This is a genomic window from Flagellimonas cixiensis (assembly GCF_042134615.1).
GTDB classification, from domain to species: domain Bacteria; phylum Bacteroidota; class Bacteroidia; order Flavobacteriales; family Flavobacteriaceae; genus Flagellimonas; species Flagellimonas cixiensis.
Genome location: NZ_CP169639.1, coordinates 2,595,393 through 2,619,446, shown reverse-complemented (window position 1 = coordinate 2,619,446; position 24,054 = coordinate 2,595,393). Strand labels below are relative to the sequence as shown.

Annotated in this window: 18 protein-coding genes and 1 riboswitch; of the genes, 12 read left to right on the top strand and 6 right to left on the bottom strand. The window is 40.5% G+C overall.

Translation table 11 applies throughout. The annotated features are described in order from the left end of the window. Positions 1–10 precede the first annotated feature (10 nt). The 12 genes from ABT310_RS11770 (at position 11) to ABT310_RS11715 (ending at position 12,767) form a co-directional block, all read left to right on the top strand. Positions 11–1,075, top strand: a complete 1,065-nt coding sequence (locus ABT310_RS11770) for a trypsin-like peptidase domain-containing protein (protein ID WP_375324079.1) — start codon at positions 11–13, stop codon at positions 1,073–1,075. A gap of 55 nt (positions 1,076–1,130) precedes the next feature. Continuing rightward, the gene (locus ABT310_RS11765; RefSeq protein WP_375324078.1) at positions 1,131–2,231 is read left to right on the top strand and encodes a hypothetical protein; all 1,101 of its coding nucleotides are present in this window, start codon (positions 1,131–1,133) and stop codon (positions 2,229–2,231) included. Positions 2,232–2,268: 37 nt separating this feature from the next. Then, the gene (locus ABT310_RS11760) at positions 2,269–2,886 is read left to right on the top strand and encodes a hypothetical protein (RefSeq protein ID WP_375324077.1); all 618 of its coding nucleotides are present in this window, start codon (positions 2,269–2,271) and stop codon (positions 2,884–2,886) included. Next, positions 2,883–4,055 (top strand): hypothetical protein, encoded by a 1,173-nt coding sequence (locus ABT310_RS11755; protein WP_375324076.1) that lies wholly within the window; start codon positions 2,883–2,885, stop codon positions 4,053–4,055. Before ABT310_RS11760 ends, ABT310_RS11755 begins: the two co-directional genes overlap by 4 nt. Beyond that, positions 4,056–4,397 (top strand): hypothetical protein, encoded by a 342-nt coding sequence (locus ABT310_RS11750; protein WP_375324075.1) that lies wholly within the window; start codon positions 4,056–4,058, stop codon positions 4,395–4,397. A gap of 16 nt (positions 4,398–4,413) precedes the next feature. After that, positions 4,414–5,742, top strand: coding sequence for a hypothetical protein (locus tag ABT310_RS11745; RefSeq protein WP_375324074.1), 1,329 nt, complete (start codon positions 4,414–4,416; stop codon positions 5,740–5,742). Positions 5,743–5,750: 8 nt separating this feature from the next. After that, positions 5,751–7,250, top strand: a complete 1,500-nt coding sequence (locus ABT310_RS11740; RefSeq protein WP_375324073.1) for a serine hydrolase — start codon at positions 5,751–5,753, stop codon at positions 7,248–7,250. Between the two features lie 390 nt (positions 7,251–7,640). Further along, a complete protein-coding gene (locus ABT310_RS11735; protein WP_375324072.1) occupies positions 7,641–9,530 on the top strand; it encodes a hypothetical protein in 1,890 nt (629 codons plus the stop codon). A 2-nt stretch (positions 9,531–9,532) separates the two neighbouring features. Further along, positions 9,533–10,255, top strand: a complete 723-nt coding sequence (locus tag ABT310_RS11730; RefSeq protein ID WP_375324071.1) for a hypothetical protein — start codon at positions 9,533–9,535, stop codon at positions 10,253–10,255. A gap of 18 nt (positions 10,256–10,273) precedes the next feature. Beyond that, positions 10,274–10,834, top strand: a complete 561-nt coding sequence (locus tag ABT310_RS11725) for a LemA family protein (protein ID WP_375324070.1) — start codon at positions 10,274–10,276, stop codon at positions 10,832–10,834. Positions 10,835–10,837: 3 nt separating this feature from the next. After that, entirely contained in the window at positions 10,838–11,644 is an 807-nt protein-coding gene (locus ABT310_RS11720) for a DUF1266 domain-containing protein (protein ID WP_375324069.1), read from the top strand. A 10-nt stretch (positions 11,645–11,654) separates the two neighbouring features. Further along, positions 11,655–12,767 (top strand): DUF3137 domain-containing protein, encoded by a 1,113-nt coding sequence (locus tag ABT310_RS11715; RefSeq protein ID WP_375324068.1) that lies wholly within the window; start codon positions 11,655–11,657, stop codon positions 12,765–12,767. Here ABT310_RS11715 and metE read toward each other — a convergent pair. From metE to ABT310_RS11685, 6 genes are all read right to left on the bottom strand, one after another. Then, positions 12,764–15,085 carry a 5-methyltetrahydropteroyltriglutamate--homocysteine S-methyltransferase gene (gene metE / locus ABT310_RS11710; RefSeq protein WP_375324067.1) on the bottom strand — a complete coding sequence of 774 codons (2,322 nt, stop codon included), beginning with the start codon at positions 15,083–15,085 and terminating at the stop codon, positions 12,764–12,766. The genes ABT310_RS11715 and metE overlap by 4 nt on opposite strands. Before the next feature lie 160 nt (positions 15,086–15,245). Further along, a riboswitch (cobalamin riboswitch) is annotated at positions 15,246–15,448 on the bottom strand. A 263-nt stretch (positions 15,449–15,711) separates the two neighbouring features. Continuing rightward, on the bottom strand, positions 15,712–16,269 hold the full coding sequence (locus tag ABT310_RS11705; RefSeq protein ID WP_375324066.1) for a GNAT family N-acetyltransferase: 558 nt from the start codon (positions 16,267–16,269) through the stop codon (positions 15,712–15,714). Between the two features lie 1,469 nt (positions 16,270–17,738). Then, positions 17,739–19,172 carry an SLC13 family permease gene (locus ABT310_RS11700; protein WP_375324065.1) on the bottom strand — a complete coding sequence of 478 codons (1,434 nt, stop codon included), beginning with the start codon at positions 19,170–19,172 and terminating at the stop codon, positions 17,739–17,741. Between the two features lie 73 nt (positions 19,173–19,245). Next, a complete protein-coding gene (locus ABT310_RS11695) occupies positions 19,246–21,894 on the bottom strand; it encodes a hypothetical protein (RefSeq protein WP_375324064.1) in 2,649 nt (882 codons plus the stop codon). 21 nt (positions 21,895–21,915) lie between these two features. Next, the gene (locus ABT310_RS11690) at positions 21,916–22,761 is read right to left on the bottom strand and encodes an ROK family protein (RefSeq protein ID WP_375324063.1); all 846 of its coding nucleotides are present in this window, start codon (positions 22,759–22,761) and stop codon (positions 21,916–21,918) included. Continuing rightward, on the bottom strand, positions 22,761–24,017 hold the full coding sequence (locus tag ABT310_RS11685) for an MFS transporter (RefSeq protein WP_375324062.1): 1,257 nt from the start codon (positions 24,015–24,017) through the stop codon (positions 22,761–22,763). Before ABT310_RS11685 ends, ABT310_RS11690 begins: the two co-directional genes overlap by 1 nt. Between the last annotated feature and the right edge of the window lie 37 nt (positions 24,018–24,054).

Genomic DNA, 24,054 nt, shown 5'->3' with positions numbered 1-24,054 from the left:
CAAGGGGATTATGAACCACATAGAAAGTTCGGTATATAAGATAAATACGGCAAACGGTACGGGAACAGGTTTTTACCACAAAGAAAATGACCTGGTCATCACCAATTACCACGTAGTGGCGGGTTGTAGGACTGTTAGCCTGGAAGGGAAAGATAAAAATAGGTATTTGACCCAAGTACTGTATATAAATCCAGGAAAGGACATTGCCTTTTTACGGGCTAACGATCTTCCCAAACCTATTGATACGGTGGTTATTGACCATCATACGGAATCACGGGTCAGAGACAAGGTAATTGTCTTGGGCTATCCTTACGGCATGCCGTTTACGGTTACCGAAGGTATTGTTTCAAATCCGCGCCAAAGTATAGGAGGCCAATATTACATCCAGACAGATGCCGCCATCAACCCTGGCAATAGCGGTGGGCCGGTTATCAATGAAAAAGGGGAGTTAATGGGCATAGTGACCTCAAAATTTTCCGATGCCGACAACATGGGTTTTGCCATTCCCATGGAAACCCTTCGGGAAGAATTAACGATTGTCAATGACCTATCGGATGCCTTCACTCTAGGCTGTTCCAATTGTGGGGGACTTATTGAAGAAAAAACCGATTATTGCCCCAATTGTGGCACAAACGTAGATGAAAACTTGTTTGAAGAAATGGCCTTATCGGACTTTAGCCTAAAGGTAGAGGAGGCCATCACTAGGTTGCGCATAAATCCCGTTTTGGCCAGGTCGGGCAGGGAGCGTTGGTATTTTCACCAAGGCAGTGCGGAGATACGAATGTTCGTTTATGACAACAATTACCTTTTCGCAACCTCCCCCTTAAACAACTTACCGCGTAAAAATCTCGCCGAGATTTATGAGTACATCCTAACAGCAGATATGGGCCCGCATCGATTGTCCATTTCTGACAATCAAATCTACTTATCGTATCGCATCCATATCAGCGATTTGTATTCCGACCATAAAAATGAAATTCTGGAGTGCCTTGCCGCACTTGCCACAAAAGCGGATGAACTCGACAACACATTTGTGAACGATTTTGGGGCCGAAATGACGCATTACAGCAAATAGAGCTTTGGAAGCCTTGATAAATGGCTTGCCTTAACCATAAAAAAAACTGGTCACCTTGAAAGGATTAATGATTGTATATGATACTATTTTGAATCATGGCCCATTCTTTAAAAAGCTTAGGGCTATGCTGTTCATTGCCCTCTTATTTGTTTCATGTAAAGCATTAGTGCCAACTCCTGAAGAAGTCGTGGTTTTTAAAACATTGGATGAGGTAAAATATCCGTTCCAAGAAATCACGAATGAGGATGTTTCCAAATCATTTTCAGAGGTGCTTGAAGAAAAAGAAGTAGTGCTTTTGGAAAATTGGAGAAAGTCAACATCGGTTTTGGTGAACTTTCTTCAAGCGGAATGTGCGGGCTGCCCAAACCAAACAGCGGGCCTAAAACCCCTTTATAAAATAGAGAAAGGAAGGTTTCTCCACTTTGGACTACAAAACGAGATAGGCGTCGAAAATTGGGTCTTTAGGAAAAACGGAAAGTTTGTCACCGGATTTTATATGTTTCAAGGCGAATCACAGGAAACGATAAATGAAGAACTAAAAAACATTCAAAATATAAACTATGTGTTGGAAGGCATTTATCCAAGCGCAATCCATACCAAAAAGGTTTATTTAGAACATGTAGCCTATGCTCCTCTTATAGAGGCTGGTAATGAATGGTACGAAGCCATTTATCCAACAAAATTTGATTATGCCATAGACTTAACGGAAAAGAACCCCGTTTTAAGATTTAAGTTTAAGGGAGGGTTGTACTCCTATCAAAAAAACCATAGTAATGGCGAATATGAACTTGTCAACTTTATGGAGCCTCTTTTTTACGCCAATGCTGTAACCATTGATAAGCCCCAATCCCTTTCCTCCTTTACCGAAGCCTTATATGCCAATGCCACATTTTTCCTAGTGGAATTGGAAGAGGAAGCCGAAGTGTCGATACGTATTGAACCTAATGTAGGAGGAGAGGATTTCAGTTTTTCAATTTTTGAAAACAACGGCTTTTTTACCATGGAAGAATACCTAAACAAAAACGGGAAACTATTTGGACAGTACAACGTGGTATTGAAAAAAGGAGGCTATTTGATACGGATCCTGCATGAGAATGCAGATTATGCCGAAAACCCATTATATACCGTTGAAATAAATATAACCAACACACATTAACTGAAGCATTTTATACTAAAAAAAACAAACCCATCTCGTGTTCATACTCATCCTTGCCATACTGGTTATTGTAGCAATTCTACTGTTGATCCTTGCCTTTCGGTTTTTCAAGTGGACTTTAAAAAGCAAAAGACGGATTCAAGCAGTATCAGTAGTCTTGGTAGTGGGTATCGTAGGAATGGCAATCCACCACTTCTTTTTTAAGAATATGCAGTTTATACAGTCTGAAGTATACCCCAATCTGTATTTGATAAAATATCCTAATAAGGATTATTCCAGTGTAGAACGAGCCATCGCAGAAACAATAAGGGAACACTTGAAGACCGACCATACCACAGGAAAATCTCTTTCCTATACTGGAGAAAACGCCATCTATTTTTATGCATATGGGGGCATGACCTTTGGTTTTATTGGAGATGCAGGCACTGGTTATTTTATTGACCATGAAGAAGATTTAGGAGGCTTTGTTACTGAAGAGCTGGGCATGTATCAGGATTATAGGTTGGCAGAATTTTATTATGACCCATGCCCAAATGACCCAACCTTGTACTGTGGTGAAATCAATTATTTCAAGGAGGGTGAATTCTTAAAAATGGATAGCCTAAATAATATTTTAACGAAAGGTATTGACCCTAAATCAAAACGTGTAAAATGAAGTTCCTATTGGTGGTTCTAGCCCTCTTATTGCTGTCTTGTGGTCAAGGGAACAAGCCTCTTGAAAAAAAGCAAAACATCAAAAACTCGGTGACCAAACCCCTTATGGAAACGTCAGAAAACTTAAAGGAGGACGAATGGGAAGCTACAGCCGAGGTTCAAGAAAAAAGTCCCATGGAAATCAGCATCCAAAACCTATATAAATCCATGGAAGACAAAGATGAGCAAGAATTTCTACGACAGTTTCCTAAGGATTTTAATCAGTTCCAAAACTATTTTGGCTGGGATACACCAAATGATGCCCCCCATGCACTTTACGAACACAGTGTACATTATATTGAATACTTTTTTTATTTGTTGCGAACCAACAAATACCCCAGTTATGAAAAAAACATCATCCGTATTTGTGAAAATGGCCGATGGGAGGCGGATGCGGTCAACTACTTTCAGCACCATGCCATAAACCATATCAAGGAAAACGAAAAATACAATTTGATAAACGAGCTTAGTGATGACAAGGCAAAATCGGTCCTGTTCTTCCTCTTTGATGGGCCACATCCAAAATTTGATGCTGATATTGCTTCCCATTTAAATACTTCAAAAAAGCAGATTTTAGAAGAATTGTTTGAAACAGGTTTTTTTGACAACAATGAAAATCCTGACCCCTTTCCAGATGACGAGACCAATAGCACCTACACCTTTTCGGATTACGTAGAAAATGAGCACTTTTTTATAAAGGATATTGATATAAACAACGATGGCGTACTCGATAAAATAGTAAGTGCCGGACCTTATCAAGGTGACGAACTATTACTTTTTTTAAATGATGGAGAAGAATACCAATTCGCCTTAAAGACGACCAATTTTTCAGAGGATGGAGGCAATCAAATAGTTGATGTGGTTGTAGAACAGGGCGGCTTTTTCATTAAAACCGAATTTCCTGACCGTGGATTCAACGAGACCTACCATCACATAGTCTTTAAAAACAATAGTTGGATATTGACGCATTCGGTCTACAAAACCCAAAGCAGCAATCAAGAAGATGCCTTTATCTATGTTTGCGATGTGCATCAAGGATTAAATATGGCTAACACCCATTTTTTTGAGAAGCTAAAAGGAATCCCCGATGAAGTTGAAAGAGACACGGTTTGCATAAAAGAAATGTTATAGATGCGAATTTTAAAACACATATTGACCTACTTATTATGGTCCCTTTTGTCATTGTTCATAGGCATTGGCTATATGCGTTTGATTTTAGGGTCCAATACGGTAAGCGAAGAAGGTTTGGGCTATCTGCTGCATCTGTTTTATGATATTGGAATGATTCAGGTTGGTCTGTGGGTTGGGGGTACCATTGCATTAGGCTTCGTGTTGTTAAATGTTTTTTACCTAAGAAAGAAACTGAAAAACAACCCGAAAAGGACGGTTATCCGTTTGGCGGCCCTCCTGATTATTACCGTACTCGTGGCATTGGTCCACTATATCCTTGAAAAGGTCATTGATGTTATCTAATTCAAAAAAGTTTAAAATGAAATACACATGTATCCTACTGTTTCTTTTAGTTGCGGCCTGCGGCCAAGGAGGCAAGCAGAAAGAGGTACCCAAAACAAAAGTGCAGAAAACAGAGATGGTTCACGAGAAAGTCGACAACCTGGAAACCGATAATAAGCCCACAAAATTGAGCAGTGCTTTGCGACCGGACGAACCGGTGTTTTTAAACCTAACCTATACCGATACCCTTGAGTTCAGTGACTACGAAGACGATTTTGATTATTGGTACCTAAAGGTCCGAAAAAATGGTGCTAAGGTTTCACTGATTTATAATTGGGACTGGCGCAATAATCAAGATTACAATTTCAGGCAAGGTGACCTCATAGCGGTCCAATGGAAAATGGATAGTATTGTTAATCCTGGGGATGAAGCGATTGTCCATATAGAGGAGGTAGCCATTACTGCCAAAAAAATTGCATCGGGCAACAAGCCGATTACATTTTTATCCCGCGAAACTGTTTATGATGAAGGAATCAAAGCAGAAGTGAGTTCTATGGTCATCAATGCCTCTTTTTGCGAAAACATCAGCAATCCTGAAAAAGCGGCATTGGGTTTTGTCGCCTATGACATTGGCAACGAATGTGAAGGGGGCTATGACTCGGAAGGAAACGAAAATGTCCTGTGGTGCCGCATTGGATCAGCATTGGATTTGGGCCACCAATGTTCCGATAGACAACTCAGCTTTTTGCGAAAATGGTTTGCCAAAGATACCGTCGCCCTAAAAAAACTCGAAAGTTGTCCCACGATGCCCAACACAGCAACAATTCAGACCACTTTTAATGAGATTCTAATACAGAACAATGAAGCGGAAAAAACAATTACGGTGAGCTATAAAGTGACTGGAATCAATACGCGGGATTCAAAATCATGGGATTGGTCACAGATTGATGTTTTTGAATATAATGCTGAAAATATCGTTTTGGTCGATTCCAAAAAATCGGATGTATCAGAAGATAAAATCAATATGAATCCAGATGCCGTTGAAAATATTGACCCTCAAAACTTTGTTTTGGCCCTCAAAGATCACATTCTGAACGAATGGAAGGAACAGGACAATTTTGACACCCTTAAAATCACATTTGCCAATAATGTTTTAAACATAAAAGGCAATGACGGTTTTACTTTAAGTAATTATGATTTTAATGAAATGGTCATTAACGGAACAAATGATCCCCAAACCATATACCTGACCATTACCAATGAAGGAGGCGGTGCCGGTGGTAATGTACTGCTGGAAGAAACTTTTAGTTTAACTGTTCTGGATGCAGAAAATTTTGATATAAAAAAAGAAGGGAAACCAAACTGATAGACTAAATGAGTGTAAAATATAGCGTCTACTTATTAACTTTTGTGCTACTGGCCTGCGGTCAAAGACAAAACACATCAGAAATAAATACTCGGACTAAAGCTGATAAATACCAATCATATTTAACTGAACTATACACTAGAGGACAATTTAATGGAAATGCACTCATCATTGAAAATGGTGAAATTGTATTTCAAGGGACATTTGGAATAGGAAATTTTGACCCTATAGATTCGTTAAAATTGAATTCTGTATTTAGGTTGGGATCTGTAAGCAAACAATTTACCGCAATGGCTATCATGATATTAAAAGATGATGGAAAACTGTATTACAATCAGGATATTAGAGAATTTTTTCCAGAACTGCCCTATCACGGAATTACAATAAGACACCTACTAAATCATACCTCTGGGTTGCCAGATTATACCAAGGTCATGAACGAGAATTGGAAAATAGATTTGGCATACGATAACCCGGAAAGATTTATTTCCGGCAATGAAGATATCCTTAAAATGCTATGTGAACACAAACCCCCAGCTCATTTTAAACCCGGTGACAAATGGGAATATAGCAATACAGGATACAATTTACTTGCCACCATCATTTCTCGGGCATCTGGAATGCCATTTAGTGAATATCTGCAAGAACATATTTTTATACCTGCGGAAATGCATAATACGTCTGCATATAAGTATATGCCCGGCTACGATAAACATATGCCCAATCGGGTTTTTGGGTTTGGCACCAAATTCAATGGAACGGATAGGTTTTCTACTGATTCACATTATCTGAATCCTGCCTATGGAGATGGGGGAATATATTCAACGCTGGAAGACCTTATGAAGTGGGACAGCATATTATATACTGATGTTCTTATTTCAAAGGAAACATTAATCGAGGCATTTACACCTGGAATACTTAATAACGGAAATAAAACAGATTACGGTTTTGGTTGGTTTATTGATGTATCACCAAACAATAAAAAAGTGGTAAAACATATGGGGGGCTGGGCCGGTTTCTTAACGAATATTTACCGGGAAATTGAAGAAAAAAATTGCATTATAACATTGACAAATAACAATAGCAGGTATTTCAATATGGATGATGGTTTAATTGATGTTCTTCACAACCAGCCACCTAGATTCCCAAGAACATTTATTGCTGACGTCATAGGAAAAAAAGTACAGAACGAAGGAATAAAAGCAGCCGTAGACCATTATAAAAAGCTAAAATTAGAGCAACAAGGCGCCTATGTCTTTAATGAATACGAGCTTAATTTTCTGGGATATGAACTGCTAGAAGACAAGAAAATTGATGATGCCATAGGCATTTTTAAATTGAATCAAGATGAATATCCAAATTCAGCCAATGTCTATGATAGCTATGGTGATGCATTACTCGCCAAAGGAGATACTATCAATGCATTGAAAAATTTCAAAAAAGTTGAAGCTATGGATCCTAAATTTTTAGGTATCAAGAAAAAAATAAGAAGGTTTGAAGAAAATTAAACACCCCCCTTGATAGCATGGTTAAGGTTGGCGCTAAAATGACCTATAAAATAAACGTTAAAAGATGTATTGCTTATTTGTCTTTACCCTACTGGTCTGTAGTCAAAAACCCAGACATTTTTATCAGGGGATCGTCCTGGCTAAAAACGATATAGGCCATTACAAAATCTAAAGGTTTTAGAGGAGTTCACTATTAAAAACATGACCAAAACGGACAAAAGAGGATATTTCAAATTGAATCACTGGAAAGTAAGGCTCGGTAAAAAGAGGGGTATAAAACGGATGGCATTCTTACTGTTTGGTCATAGCATGGTGAACGGCTTTCATACAATTTTATCAATAAAGACAACACCGAAGCCAGCTTAAAGACAGAATTATAAAACTGAACTTATGGCATTTAAAATAAAAAATCTTTGTATAACACTGGCACTTTTAATCATTTCATGTGGACAAGGAACCAAAGAAGAAAAAAAAGAACCAGAGGCTAAGATGCAAGGCGCTATTGAAGAGGTCGAAACCGTAACGGACACCCTACGCCTAATCGGGCATATTGGTTTTGATAAAGTACTTGGTGCAGCAAAAAGTAGAACATTGCCCGTAGTGGAAATGACCAATTTTGACAGTTTTATCGATGAAGACGATTATGATGAAATAGATGCCGAAGCTTTGAAATTGGACCAAATCTATCCTGATTTTAATAACGAAAACCACCACTTCAGACCTATTGCGTACTATCAGGTTCCATTATCCAGTAATTTCCACACCATTGTCATTACCCTTGTAAAAGGCGAACATGAAATGAAGACGGTATTGATCAATTACAATACTGGAGGTACACCTATCGCACACCAAGAAGTGGCCTTTGATGAAATAGCTGAGGGTATGTCCCGCACAGTCTCCCGAATTAGCGAAAACAAATTGACGGTAAATAAAATCTTTTGGGGCAATACCAAAGAAGTGGAGGAAATTGAATATGAAATCGGGGGTGATGGTACCATTGAAAAAGTAGGCGCCAAAAGGTTGAACGATTCCTTTGAAAATTTCACGATGATCAACAGTGTTTTAATGGACTTAAAATTGGATTGGGTACAAACAAAGACCAACCTGATTTCCACTAAAGAATATCCAGCCAATCCTGATGAAACCATTGTGGTCATCCCAGAAATCGTGGATGAGGGCGAGCAGTATTTTGACCTGAACAGTCATATCGTTATTGCCAATAACCGCTCCGGAAAAATAACCCACCACTACTTTGAAAGCAATCAGACCAACCAATGGGTTTCAGACGCCATAGAGTTGGACGAAATTCAGATGGACCCAAATGCATTTAAGATTACCGAAAACAAAGTGGCTTTCGGTTTATACGCTTCCTACTTCGGGCACTCAAGGGCAAATCCGTACCAAAATAAGACGCTGTCACTTTTTATGAAATCAGAAGATAGTTTGATCAAGGTACTTGCCGATTATACCGTTGTAAACAATGGTGGAGAGTGGAACGGGGATTGTGACGGAAAATTTAAAGATGAAGAAAAAGCGGTGGTGCTAAGCACCAAGAAGACCAATGGCCATTTTGATATTCTGATAAACAACAAGATAACCGAAACCAAGAGTTTTAAAGATAATGATGGGGAATGCCAAACAGAAGCATCCATTCACTTTAAAAACTCCATTTTAGAATTCAATGGCAAGACATATGTTGAAACCGATGCCGAGGGCATTTCATATACCGAATACCAACCGCAGGAATTAAAAAACATCCAAATAGAGAATTTTGATGTAGCATATTCCTTTGAGTTAAACGGGAATAAAATCGTAAGTGGAAACTATATTCCAGAGGATGGAAAACATTTTGCATCGGATACAGAAACAGAAACCGATTGGGGTGACCGCCTTTTACTGTTGGATGCATCCAACGAAATCATATTTCAATCAAGAGGGGTCGGGGAGGTTTATTTGTTTGAACCCCATTTTTATAAAAGCGACGTATCAAACAAAATCATCATTATTTGTCAAAAGGCGAATGAGTACCCGTTTGGAGGAGCGGCTTTTATGCTTGAAAACGGAACCCTAAAGCATATGGGAACCCTTGATATGGAAGGAGATGATGAAGAAAATTATTTGACCGAAATCCTGGAAATAAATGAAATGGAAGGCACCCTTGTTTTTGCCCTCAAATCTGAAGAGGTGATTTTGAAGCCTGGCTCAAAAGATGTGTTTAAGACGAACAAAAATGTCATATACGTCTATCAAAACAATGAACTGGCATTGAAAACAAATTAGAAATGAATTTTAGAAAAATAGTCTTTTTGATGGTCGTCTTTTTGGTTCAGGTGCTTCACGCGCAAAGTGAGCCTATGCTGCCGGAGCTATCTGTCAAGGGCAGAACAATACAAGAGGTACTCCCAACAGGTTGGAAAATACTGTCAAAAGCTTCAGGAGACTTAAATGGTGATGGTCATGAAGATTTGGTTTTTGCCGCACAAGCCTCAATAAAGGAAGTATTTGAGTATACTAATGGTACTGAAAATGATACGCTACACGTAAGCCCTAGGATACTTGGCATCTATTTTGGCAAACGCAATGGTAAATTCAAAAAAGTGCTTCAATCCAACGAGTTTATCATCAATCGAAACACACCCACGATGGAAGAACCTTTTAAAGGGCTTCAAATCTTTCCAAATGGTGAATTACAGATAGATTTCTATATATGGCCATGTCGCGAATGTACAACATGGTCTTCCCACACATACATTTTCAAATTTCAAAACAGCGCTTTTGAATTGGTCAAATATAAGGAAAGTGTCACCCAAAGGGTAACAGGTGAGGAAATGGATTATAGCATCGATTTTCAAAATAGAACAGTGAAAACCGTAACCGAAACACGCAATGAAGACGATGTGCGTGAATATGAGGAAACCTTACAAAAATTTGAGTTAGACTACCTAAAAACAATCCAGTCTTTGGGCAAACCCTTTGGGTGGGAATTTCAAAAGTTACGCATATAACCATTATAAAACAGCATCATGAAAATCATTATCGGCATTATAATTCTAACGTTTATCGCGCTTATTGGCGTTATTGTCAACAACCGAATAATTGGCAAAAGAAATCAAGTCAAACAGGCTTTTGGTAGTATAGAAATTTACCTTAAAAAGCGGTTTGATTTGATTCCGAATCTTATCGCCATGCTCAACAAATATATGGCACATGAAAAGGAAACCCTTCTGAAAATCACTGAACTGCGCAGTACTCTTGAGAAAGCCTCTGAAGCCAATGAAAAAATAAAAGCGTCCAATGAGCTAACGCATATGATGAGTGGTTTGAATATTACTGTTGAAAACTATCCCGATTTAAAAGCCGACAAGCAGTTTGCGAATATTGAATTTGAGCTATCCGATATTGAAGACCAAATATCGGCAGCCCGGCGCGCTTACAATGCGGCGGTAACGAGCTATAATAATACCATACAAATGTTTCCCGCAAGTATTGTTGCAAGTGTTCGAAAGGATAAACCCGGTACCCTTTTGGAAATTCCAAAATCGGAGCAAAAAGAAATTAATGTCCATCAACTTTTAAACCCATAAACCATGCAAATGTTTGAAAACCTACCCTGGTACGGTTATGTGATACTGGCCGTCGCCATCGCTTCCTATGCCATTCGCTATTTTAAAATTGGAAAGAAAGAATACGAAGCTCCAGACAAGACAAAAGCAAAATTTAGAAAATCGCCAAACAGCAATCTCAATCAAGAACCATTATTTGGCCTAGCCCTGTATACCCCCATTGCCGAATGGTGGAAAGCCGACACGAACACCCTGTCATTTCTGACCGCCAAAGATGTTAAGCCCTATCTGGAAGGTTGGGGCATCGATACCGTAGAAGGGTATTGGGATTTGACCGAATATTTTATGAAAGATGGTCGCCGGTGGTACTTTGATTTTATCCAAAGAATGATTGAAAAAGAGCCTCAAGAAAAATGGGGCGAACTCATGGACCAAAAATTCGGCAACAATGAACGGGCCCATCGATACCTGAAAACGTTAAGCTCCGGAGAAGCTTTAAATGCCTTAAAGCAAAAGGGTATTATCACATTTGATTCGGAATTACAGCTTGGTGTAGCAGGTTATGATGCGGCCATATTGGCCGGTCAGGCACGTAAAGCCTTTACCGGCAACCTTATTTCTGAAGAAGAGGCTTGGAAGGTCATCTATTTTGCCAAAGAATTGGCCTTGCAACATTTTTCCTCTTGGGAAGAATTTGGAAAAAGCTTCGCACTTGGTTTTGCCATAGATATGAAAAGTGATTACAACACCTACAAAGAAGAAGTATACTATCTATACCAACAAGTTTTGGAAAACCCAGACAGTCCGTGGAATACCATAAAATGGCCATAACAATAAGGTAATGCAGGAACGTATAGTAGCGACCTATTCCGAAACCAGTGAAGAACTGAATACACTTTATAAAAAAAGGAAACGCACCCTTTTTTTACAAAAAGCCATGTGGGGCATTACCGGCATGTACCTAGTGCTTATGCTCGTTTTGCTGGGTATACCCTATGTACCAGAGCTCCAAAATACCTCTTGGGCCTTTTTGGATGCATTTAAGAACACTCCCACCAATCCGTACGCATCCCACTATCCAATAATGGGGTTGATCTTACTTTTGTATCCGACAACCATTATTTTTACCAGAGCATTTCAAAAATTCAATGGCGCTGAACAGAAAACCATTGCCAAAATGGTGAGAATGCTGTTTCCTCAAGTTGAGTTTACACAAGGTGTGGTAGCTCCTGTGAAGGAAGTGGTAAAAAGCAAATTGTTCGCCTGGATAAAGGAAGAATCACCGATGTACAGTTACGGCCAAATTAGAAGTAAAACCAATGATATTGAAATTAACATAACGGACTTGGGCATTGTGGAAAACAATGTAGCCAACAAGTTTTTGGACACCATAATGCATATTCCCATACTCAATATGTTGGGGATTATACACCAGACTGTATTCAAGAATATGTCAAACAACAAATTGGCAGATAACACCAACTATACTTTCCGAGGTATGTTCTGCTGGCTGCACTTCAAAAAGAAATTGAAGGGACATACGGTGGTATTGTCCAAAAACCAAATGGCAAGATTGGACCGATTGATCAGTTTGAACTTTAAGGAAGAGCAGGAAATACATTTAGAAGATCCAAGATTTACCAATAAGTTTGTGGTATACGGTACTGACCAAGTGGAGGCCCGTTATGTGCTTTCTGCTTCAATCATGGAAAAAATTGTGGCTTTGAAAGAAGAATTTGACCGACCTATATTGATGTCTTTTCAACATAGACACATGTATATGGCCGTAAAAAATGAAAATGGGCTGTTTTCATTTCCATCGGGAAAGCTTGATAATAGGAACGTAATTCAAGAACTGGCAAACGATATCCAGACGGCCTTGGATATATCCAAAGAATCGGGTGGTCACTTTGTTAAGGGGGCCAATACTATAATCGGCCCCCTTTGGTCTTAAGTTGAAGGTTGGCCCATGGCCACTCTCAGCTGTTGGGCTGCGGAAACCATCACTTTCAGGGCTTTTTTGGTTTCCTCCCACCCCCTTGTCTTCAATCCGCAATCAGGGTTTACCCAAAGTTTGGATGCGGGCAGTACGCTTTGCGCCTTATTTAGGAGTTCCAAAATCTCTTCGATGTAAGGAACCCTGGGAGAATGGATGTCATACACCCCCGGTCCTATGTCATTGGGATAATCAAATGTTTTGAAGGCATTTAACAATTCCATTTGTGATCGCGAACACTCAATGGTAATGACATCAGCATCCATATCCGCTATGTAGTTGATGATATCGTTGAACTCCGAATAACACATATGGGTATGGATCTGGGTGGAATCTTTCACCCCGCTTGTGGACAATTTAAAGGAACCGATGGCCCAGTCCAGATAGTGGCCCTCATCGTTTTTACGCAAAGGCAGGCCTTCCCTAATGGCAGGTTCATCCACCTGTATGATTCCTATGCCTGCTTTTTCTAAATCGATTACCTCGTCACGTAAGGCCAATGCAATTTGTTTACAGGTCGTGGAACGCGGCTGATCATCCCGCACAAAGGACCATTGTAGCATGGTGACCGGCCCTGTCAACATTCCTTTTACGGGCTTTTCAGTCAAGGCCTGTGCAAAAGAAGTCCAGAACACCGTCATCGCATTTGGCCGGTAAACATCCCCAAAAATAATGGGCGGTTTCACACATCTCGACCCATAACTTTGCACCCATCCTTTTTGTGTAAAGACAAACCCCTCCAATTGTTCGCCAAAGTACTCTACCATGTCATTGCGTTCAAATTCACCATGTACATGGACATCGAGACCTATTTCCTCTTGAAAAAGGATGGCCTTTATTGTTTCCTTCATCAAGAATTCCACATATTCATCTTCATTGAATTCACCTTTTCTATATAGGGCCCTCATATTTCTCAACTCTTGTGTCTGGGGAAAGGATCCAATAGTGGTGGTGGGAAACAGTGGTAGCTTTAAATGGGCTTCCTGAAGAATCTTTCTTTTTGCAAAGGGGGATAATCTATGGTAATCCTCCTCTCGCAGTTGTTCGACCCGTTGTTTGATCATTGGCTTATGGATCGCACTGGAACGCTTCCTTTTCTCCATGGAGGCTAAATTATCCATGAAAATCGAATGGGATTCGTATTCAGGTACACCGACAAGGGTCTTTAAACTACGGAGTTCTTCCAATTTTTGGTTGGCAAAGGCCATCCAATCCTTGATTTCCTTTGAAAGTGTATTTTCATTCCTTTCCAAATCCAGATCACAGGGGACATGTATAAGGGAACAGGATGGGGAAATGAAAACACGTTCCACACCCAATTGGGTCTTGGCCTTTTGAATCATTTCCATGGACGACCGGAAATCGTTTTTCCAAATATTCCGACCATCGATTAGGCCCAGGGACAAGGATACATTAGTATTCAAATGACCAGAGAACAAAATTTTGCCCAATTGACCAGGACCTCTTTTTAAGTCCAGGTGCAGGGCACATACAGGCAATTGGAGCACGGTATCAAGATTACTCCCATATTCCCCAAAATAACTGGCCAATAAGGTTTTGAGGTCAGGAAATTTTTCCGCGATCCCTTTGTATACTTTGGTAATGGCGTTTCGTTCCAAGTCCGTCAGGTCTGTGGAAAGGATAGGTTCATCAAATTGCACCCAGGTGGCCCCCGCATCCGTCAGTTTTTTAAGGAGGTGATGGTACACGGAAAGAAGATTTGGCAAGAGGTCAAGCCTATGGAAACCTTCTTCCTTTTCTTTGCCCAACAATAGATAGGTCACCGGTCCCAAAAGTACTGGTTTGGTGTGGATGCCCAATGCCTTGGCTTCATTGAACTCATCAATTGCCTTTGTTGAAAGCAATTCAAATCCTTGGTTTTTGGTAAACTCTGGAACAATGTAGTGGTAATTGGTATCGAACCATTTGGTCATTTCCATGGCGATCACATCCACTCCCTCTTTTTGTATCCCCCGAGCCATGGCAAAATAAAGGTCAAAAAGATGTGTACCGGGTTCCTTTACCTCTAAATACCGATCCGGTATGGCGCCCACCATAAGTGTGGTGTCCAATACCTGATCATAAAACGAGAAATCGTTGGAAGGGATAAGATCGATTTCCTTTTCCTGCTGGAGCATCCAGTTTTCCTTTCGGATACTTTTTCCGGTATTTAGTAGATCTTGGATGGCAATCTTGCCAGACCAATACTTTTCGCAAGCCCTTTTCAGCTCGCGGTGGGCACCGATTCTTGGGTAGCCCAAATTGCTTGTTTTCATTGCTAAAGCTTTTATAAAATTGAACAATTAGATAAAAGCTCCTTAGCTCAACTTCGCAATGCCTTAAAACAAGAAGAACGCATACGGGATTTGCCGAGGAGTCCCCGGTAAAGTTCAAACGTTCGACCTGCCTTATACGCGAAGGCACCGTCAAATCCCAAATAATGGGGACGATATGGGCAGGTATCCTGGCTTGACCGATTTTTGCCGCCTTCTCATCCTAAATATGGACAATGGCTTAATGGGCAAAAACATACTATTCCAAAATGGAATCGGACTTACAGTTGCGCGTCAGCTCGTGATTTACACACGATTCCCTTTTAATCCCGACATCTGTCGGAAACCCTTATCGTTTTGATAAAGAAATTAAGTAAAGAACTTATTTGGGCATAAATGTATGTAATAATCCCAGCATATAATTATTTTGGGCAATTAATTGTTGGAATTGTAGGGAGGCCATCGGGCAAACTTCCTGCCATATTCGTAGCTTTGCTTATCCTTTATTTTGACCTATGCTCTAATGCAGCTAATGTGTCAACCTCTAGACACGAACTACAAATTTTTCACAAAACAGTGGATAAGTTCCGCCCGGAATTGGACGATTGAGCTTGAACCATACCAATTAATTAAAATTTAAGTTGAAGGTGCTCCATTTTTTTTCCACAAAATACTTTATCTCCAACTTTCACAAAGCCGAGTCGTTGGTATAGTCTATGGGCACCAAAGTTATCGACATCCACTAATAACCCTATTGTTGTTCGATGTTTATGGGCATATGCGCCAATCAGATAATTTAAAAGCTTTGAACCAATGCCCTTGCCTTGAAATTCAGGGCTTACCCCAATACTATCAATATATATTTCCCCATTTTCCGTCTCATTTTCTAAAGTAATATTAGTATGGAACCTTGTGCTTATCTCTGCCATGATCGGAACTCTCAATCGTTGGTAATCCGTACCATCATAAACATTGACTACTCCGACTATCGCTTCTCCAGAATCGGCGACCCAACAATTTTGATATGAATATTGATTTGCTTTCTTACTTACCCAACTTTCCAGAAAAGATTTAGCTTTTTCCATTGAGTCATCCCCAATAAATTCAAAAATTATGGTATCCATGACAAGCATTAATATTTCTGCAATTGCTTTGGAATCATTCACATTTGCCTTTCTAATTATCATATGGATTGGGTGTTTTTTATTTGTTGATATTATGAATAATTGTTCTCTTTCAGCGGATTTATACATTCAATGAAGCACAAAGCCGGTGTGGTACTACCCAAAAATCATCGTGGCTAAAACGTTTTTAACTTTGATCGTTGTAGTTCTTTGCAATTTAATTGACAAGCTACCTTGATATAAGTCTCCGCCATTCGCCAACCATTACAGACATTCTGATTTCTTTTATGCACATTGCGCACTACTTTCTTTGTAAACTTGAAAACCCATCACTGTATCGCAGGGAATCTACTTTTACCCCTCTTATTGCCCTTAATTCTTCCATATCCGAATAGTTCAAAGTAACGTGTAACTTAGTAAATGCTACTTGTAAAATCACAATTCTAGGATAGCGATGATGCTAGAACATACTTTATCCTTAGTAAGTCCTAAAATTAGAGCTATCATAAACCGTCTTATTAAATGTGACAGCACCATTCCAGAACATATACCAAACAAGGTTTGTATAAGCTATCACTTCAATTATTCGTGCTAAATTCAGCCTAGGGTTCATTATTGTTTCTAGATCGTTGAAATCAAATTTGTGTAATTTTTGGACTTTCAATTCCATGTATTGAGAATTACATCGATAGGGTATCAACAAATACGAATTGCCACAACCTATGATGTCACTACTATATACTCCATCGGCTTACCGATGAAATGCATCGTAACTGAATTATGATCCTTGGCTTTCTCCCTGATGAAACTTTGTAAATAAAAGCCTATGGAACCTATAAAGTACAATGGGTAATGCTCCATTTCAAACGAATAAGGGCCCAATACACAATCAAAGACCTTCGCCCCCCATCACCAATCAAAAATTGAAGAAACGGATGCTCCTTGTTATCAATCATGAACCTGGGTTCTCTCCATGATAGAGTGCTTTTAGAATTACCTGGTTCTTCAAATCATTCGTAAGTTCAAACTTCTTTTTTAGTTCAATAGGCATAGAACCATAGGAATAACTGCGCAATAACTCCCTCCCATAGTAATTGCCACTGCCGAGATCCCTAACCTGATACCCCAAATCGGGTAATCGTTTATGGATTTTAGTTCCATCAAAAAAACAACTATTTGTCCCTGTACCTAAAATGCATACCGCTCCAGGCATACCATGGGTACATTTCACTGCCATACCCAAATCATCCTCAATGCGTATCCGAGCCTATATAAAATAATCTTGAAAGATCCGAATCAATCTTTGTTGTGCTCCCACATTTTTACCACCGGCACAGTAAAATTCTATCTTCAAGACTTCAATTGGAATGTCATTCCTCAGCTCATTCATTATAAGCCTTATATCATGATCCGAATGAATCATGGGATTGATTTTGCACTGTCAGTCCTGCATTGATTGCCATGTCAAGTACTGAAACAAGCTTAAATGGACCCTCCTCAAGCCAACCAATTTATGATTACAATATTTCCAATTAAGAAAAATCCTTGATTATCGGCAGCAAAAAATAAATAGCCAAAGCCATGAATACAATCGATATCACATTCATAAAAAAGCCAGTACGGACCATATCCTTCATCTGTAATAAACCCGAACCGAACACTACGGCATTAGGAGGTGTGGCCACGGGAAGCATAAAGGCGCATGATGCGGCCGACGTACAGGCTACCATCAGCAAATATGGGTTAATTCCCAATGTTAATGCCAATGGTGCGAGCACAGGAAGCATCATTGCGGTAGTGGCCAAATTGGAGGTGATTTCCGTTAAAAAATTTACACAGCAAATAATGAGTAGCACTAAAGCAAACAAGGGCAAACTTTCAAAAACCCTCATTTGCCCCCCAAGGTAGTTGGCCAAACCAGTATCCTGAAAACCTTTGGCGATAGCCATCCCACCACCAAACAATAAAATGATTCCCCAAGGGATTTGTACCGCTTCCTTCCATTTAAGAAGAGGACCTGTTTGGTTGGCCGGAATCAAAAAAAGAACAATGGCAGCACCTATAGCAATAATGGTATCATCCATCTGGGGAATGAATTTTTGCCAAAGAAATGATCTTGTGATCCAACAAAAAGCGGTGAACACAAAAACGCACAAGACCCGTTTTTCTTCCTTTCCCAATGGTCCCAATTCGTCCAACAATCTATTTATTTCCTTTCTCCCACCAGGAAAACGGACCTGTTGTAAGGGAAATGCCATTCTGGTAAGATACCACCAAGCCAAAACTAATAGGATTGAGGAGACGGGCAGACCGAATTTCATCCATTGCCAAAAGCTAATATCCACACCATATGTTTTTTGTACAAATCCAGCGAATACCAAATTGGGAGGTGTACCGATCAAGGTAGCGATTCCTCCAATGGAAGCGGCGTAGGCAATGGACAACATCAACAACTTACCAAAAAGCTTGTTTTCGTTTTCGGGAGTATCCGGATTGTCGTCCAATTGTTTGACAATGGATATGGCCATGGGAATTACCATTACCGTTGTGGCCGTATTGGAAATCCACATAGAAAGAAATGCAGTGGCCACCATAAATCCAAGAACAATGGAGTACAAGTTGGTACCAAAAGCTTTTATGATCTGTAATGCTATTCGTTTATGAAGATTCCATTTTTCTATGGCAGCGGCCAGAATAAAACCGCCCATAAAGAGAAATACATACTTATGTCCATAGCTCGCTGTAGTATCCCCTAAGGCAACGGCTCCCAAAAGGGGAAAAAGTAGAATTGGGAGCAAAGCGGTAATGGCAATGGGAAGCACCTCAAAAACCCACCAAACTCCTATCCAAACAGTTGACGCCAACACATTTTTTCCTTGTTCGGACAGCGTGTCGTCAGTAAAAAAAAACTGAATCCATATGAAAAGTAAGGGTCCCAATACAAGACCGAATTTTTTGTACGACATGGTAAATGGATGTAGCGTTAATAAAGGGGTGGTGGCCCTAAGGCTTTACCACCCCTTCCGAAGATTGCAAGTTTCAATCGATATTATCCTGCTCCATCCAATAGAGCAAATAAGGGATATTATAGGCGTGGGTCCAACCGAATACGCGAAGTCCTTGGTTGGTTTGCCAATTGGTAAAACGTCCCTTACTCATGGGTAAATTGGATATTTTCAAAAGGTCCTCACTGTAGGAGACCGCAGATTCATAAGCTTCCGGCTTCTTGGGCAACTCCCCTATTTTTAAAACCTCGGCCCTAGCCAGAGCTTCATCCAAATAGACCCTTTCACCACTTATTTCGTAGCCGAGCAACAAGGGGTAAATAGTTGCCAAATAGGATTCCATTTCATGATTTAATGGGGGTACCTCACGCACCCACCTAGCATGTTTCAAAAGGGCCTTGCGAACCTCTTGGTCCCCTGTTATCTGTTGATATTTGTACAACCCTTGGGCCACATAAGTTTGAGCGTACCCATACCTGTCGAGCAACAGATTACCCCCTTGTCTTTCTTGGAGCTCCAACATCAAATGCACCCTTTCATCCAATTCCTCTTTATATTTTTGCAATTTAGTGGCATCATAGAGCTCCACCATGTTCAAAACGGAAAGGTACAATCGTCTTCCTCTTAAGTCATGGTCGCCCCAGATCCTGTTCAAATAGGTATCCCCGGTCATCTTAGCTACTTCCAGTGCCCTATGGTCCGCCGACAGATAATAATCAGCAATCCAGCCCTGGATCCAAACATGCGCGCTTAAAAGTGCGTACCAATGTTCATTGGCGTGCCTTCTACCAATACCCAGGTAAGGCGTTGACTCTGGTTCATCCTCATAATCCCAAAAATCTATCGCATCATTTATTTCCCCATAATAGGTTCTTTTTTTAGGCCAATGAATGTTGTCAACATCCATAGTATGTCTGCTCATGGCTTGAGCCATTTTAAAATATTCGGGCTTTCCCGTACGCATAAAATTGGTCCAAAGCATAAAATCCACGGTGGGTTCGTTATTGGTCCATTGCACCCACTTTCCGTTAAAGAAATAGCTTTTGCCATCACCGTAATTGAACATACCGTACCAAGGCTCGTTTTTTTGATTGTAGGCCCACCACTGATACCTGTACTGAAGGGCATTTTCAAATTCCGGATGTTCCTCCGAAGCCGGTGCCATGTTTCCATAAACCTTGGAATTCGCGTACCACTCCGGCGTGGTATGTGCCACTGGACTCTCAACAACATATTCCATTTTTTCCGCTACATCGCTTTGGTTATCATGGAAATAATAAACAAACTCTGTTGTTTTGGTGATGCCCTGCGCAAAATTGTCCAACATTCCTCCATCCGGTTCCGCATGGTGTCGCGCAAAGCTCATGGGACCATTTTCCTCGGGCCAGATACTCCCCAAAAGCAAATGGGCAGTAGGATCGACCTTAACCCCTTTTGGATACTCTTTCATGAAATTTTTGATCCCTATGCCTATTCCCCTTTCTCCATCGGTGATGTTCATCCAACCTTTGGCCCTTTGGGACTTTGCAAATTCATCCTTTCCCTTGAGGACCATAGCTTCAAAGTCTAATGCTTTGTTTGGGGTCATTTGGCTTTCGTCCTCTTCAAATCCGTTTAAATACAGGCTTCTAAGACTGGTACTTTTTCTGTATCCAGGACCTTTTTGCAATAATTGCACGGAACCCTCATCGTTCAGGGCAACTTCGTGTATGGTGGTATTCGCATCATCATTTTTCCAAGAATCCTCGTACAATGGCATGGAAACATGCACATCGTCTTCCAAGTGGTATTTAAGTTGAAGTCCAATGCCCGCAATTTGATCGTTGGGCTGTGTCCAACCTTTATCATCTTCTGTATTTTCAGAAATAATTTTCTTGTTTTGGGTTGCAATATTGGCATGCTCCCCTTCCTGTTGTTTATGTTTATCGGGTATTCCGGTATAGGTCATGGTATGCAAGACTTTGATGTAGCTTTTTCCCGCATAGGCATGAAGCCAAATGGTAAAAGGCGACAGGTTGTTATCCTCCCTACTGTAGGTGTACGTACCCTCTATCCTAAAAATGGAATGCATGGGACCTGATCCCTTTTCCCGAAAAACCTCATTTATGACCGCTTTGGAGGCATCTATTCCATTATCATCCAGTAAATCCAGAAAGGAACCTCTATGCTTTTCGGGCGAAGAGGCTATAACTTCTTGTGACGAATACGCCCCATCATGGTTGGAATCTAGAAACACCTCATCCAAAAAGCCATTGCCTTTTTTATGGATATTAAATGATATGGCTCCCGTATTTACCTCGATACCCCCAGTTGGCCTCATATTATTGGCTGATACTATTTTCTCTTTTGGAAGCATGGGCACAATACCTTCGCCGTACTCCAACACATAATCTGACGTTTCCTCAGAAAAGAAGAATACCCAAACCCATTTTATACTGTCATCGACAGGGCCCCAGGTGGTCACTTCTGTGGTTTGACATGGAATTTCCATACCATCGGATGTCAATAGACGCATGTGGTCCACCGACTTTAATTCTCCTTTTGGAAAAGGGATTCCCAATGTAATGGGCGCTCCTTTCTTATTGTTTTCGACAGTAATACTCAGCTGATTTCCCGCAACTTCCTTATGAGTGCAGGATAGCAGTAGGAAGCATGTCAATAATGCTGTTAGTAATATTCTCATTTGTTAGCTATGATTATTATTCTACAGACAAAGTGCAGCTGCGCCCAAAATGGGCGAATCCACCAAATCCGAGATTTCTATTTTAAAATTTTCCAATTGTTTTTGATAGGCAAAGGTGTCCAGTGCCCCATCCAGTACTGTTTTATAAAAAGGGTATGCCTTGCTTATGGAGCCACCAAGAATTATGGCTTCTGGAGCAAACACATAAAGAATGTTCTTAATGGCTTCGCCCAGGTGCACTCCGTACTCCCGAAAGGCTGAGATTGCTTTCATATCATTATCCAATGCTTTTTTGTACAAGGATTTTGCAGATTCCCCATAAGTGTCTTCAAAAAAGAAACTGCCGGTATATTGCTCTAAAATCCCATCTTTATAGGAAAGCATTCCTACCTCTCCCGCACCACACAGTATGCCATTGTATAAGGTATCCTCAATGATGATACCCATGCCAAGACCGGTTCCCAGCGAAAGTGCCACACAATTTTTATAGTCCATGGCTTTGCCGAATCGCTTTTCTCCCAGAGCGAAACAATTGGCATCATTGTTCAGGAAAACGGGCAGCTTGAACCTATTTTCCAAGAGTTCCTTTAAGGGCACTTCCTTCCATGATGGAATGTTCTGCACATCAAACACCACTCCGGAAGGCAAATCGACCACGGCAGGAACCCCAACACCAATGGCCGTCACGGAATCCGTCAATACCGCTTCGATGGTGTCGTATAATTTTGATAGAGAGGTTTCTTGCCCATCCGTTTTCACCACCTTTGAAAATGCGGTCTGTACCACTTCCACTTCCAAGACCCTTCCTGTTTTTATTTTGGTGCCTCCTATATCCACTCCCAAAACTGTCGCTGCTGTTTCCTCCACTATTCCTTTTTTAAACTAATGGTTGTATTGTTCACCAAAGGATTCGCCCAAAATCCGATAGAAAGGATAAAACCCAATGGAATGATCAAAAAGAACATGCCCCATTGCAATGACATTATTTCTCCAAGACCTCCAACAATAAATGGAATGATGGCCCCTCCGGCAATACCCGTACATAATATACCTGATAAGGACCCATGATGTTCCTTGACCGAATTCAAGGCCAATGAAAATATGATGGAGTACATTACAGAGATAAAGAAACCGACCATTGGAAAGCCAATCAATGCCATTTGTGCCGACCCTGTCAGTGCGACCACTAAGCATACGATGGTAATGGATGTCACTAAAATCAATAATTTTCGGCTATCCATAAATTTTAACAGTAGGAGGCCGAGCAGGCAACCAACCGTTAACATGGCCCAAAAATAGGATACGGTATTCGCTCCAACAGTTTGTGGGTCCAATCCGTGATATTGATTCAAAAATTGTGAGATCCAATTGCCCACTCCTTGCTCTGTTCCGACATAACAGAATATTCCCAAAAAGTAGAGCAGGGTCCATTTGTTTTTTAATAGGTCCCAATAGGAACTACGGTCTCCTGCCTTTTCATCCTCTGTTTTTTCGAAGCTTGGATATGTTGTAAAGAACACATAAAAGCACAGTATCAAAGCGATGGCAGCAAAAACAATGTACAAGGAGACCCAAGGCAAATCTTGGGGCACCCAGCCGCGCAACATTTCAGCCAATGCATCCTCCTTGTTGTCCTTGCTAACCAAATACTTATACAAGTATGGGCTCAAAAAAGATGCAGCACCAAAAACCAATTGTGCCAATACGGAATTGAACGCAAAATGTTCTTCACCGCCCGCCACGCGTAGCATTGGATTGATAATTACCTGCAATACGGCCATACAGCAACCCAATACGAAAAGAGTGATACTGAAAACGGCATACTGGGGCAGTAATGCGAAACCCAGGGAAGCAAGCGCCATGACCAAAAATGAAACAGACAATAGTGTCCGTTCACTATATTTTTCGGATAAAAATCCAGCAGGAATCGACATGATGCCATACGCTATAAAGAAAGTGAAAGGCAATAATCCTGTTAAGGTGAGGCTAAGGTCAAAACTGTCCTTAACATCCACAATAATGGAATTTAAAATATTGGTGATGAACGATATCACAAAAAATACGATGATGACCAATACAATAATGTGTTTATATCTTTTGGTCGCGGGCTTGCTATTCTCCATGTTAAAACGGTGGGTTATCTATGTTTGGATTCTACCT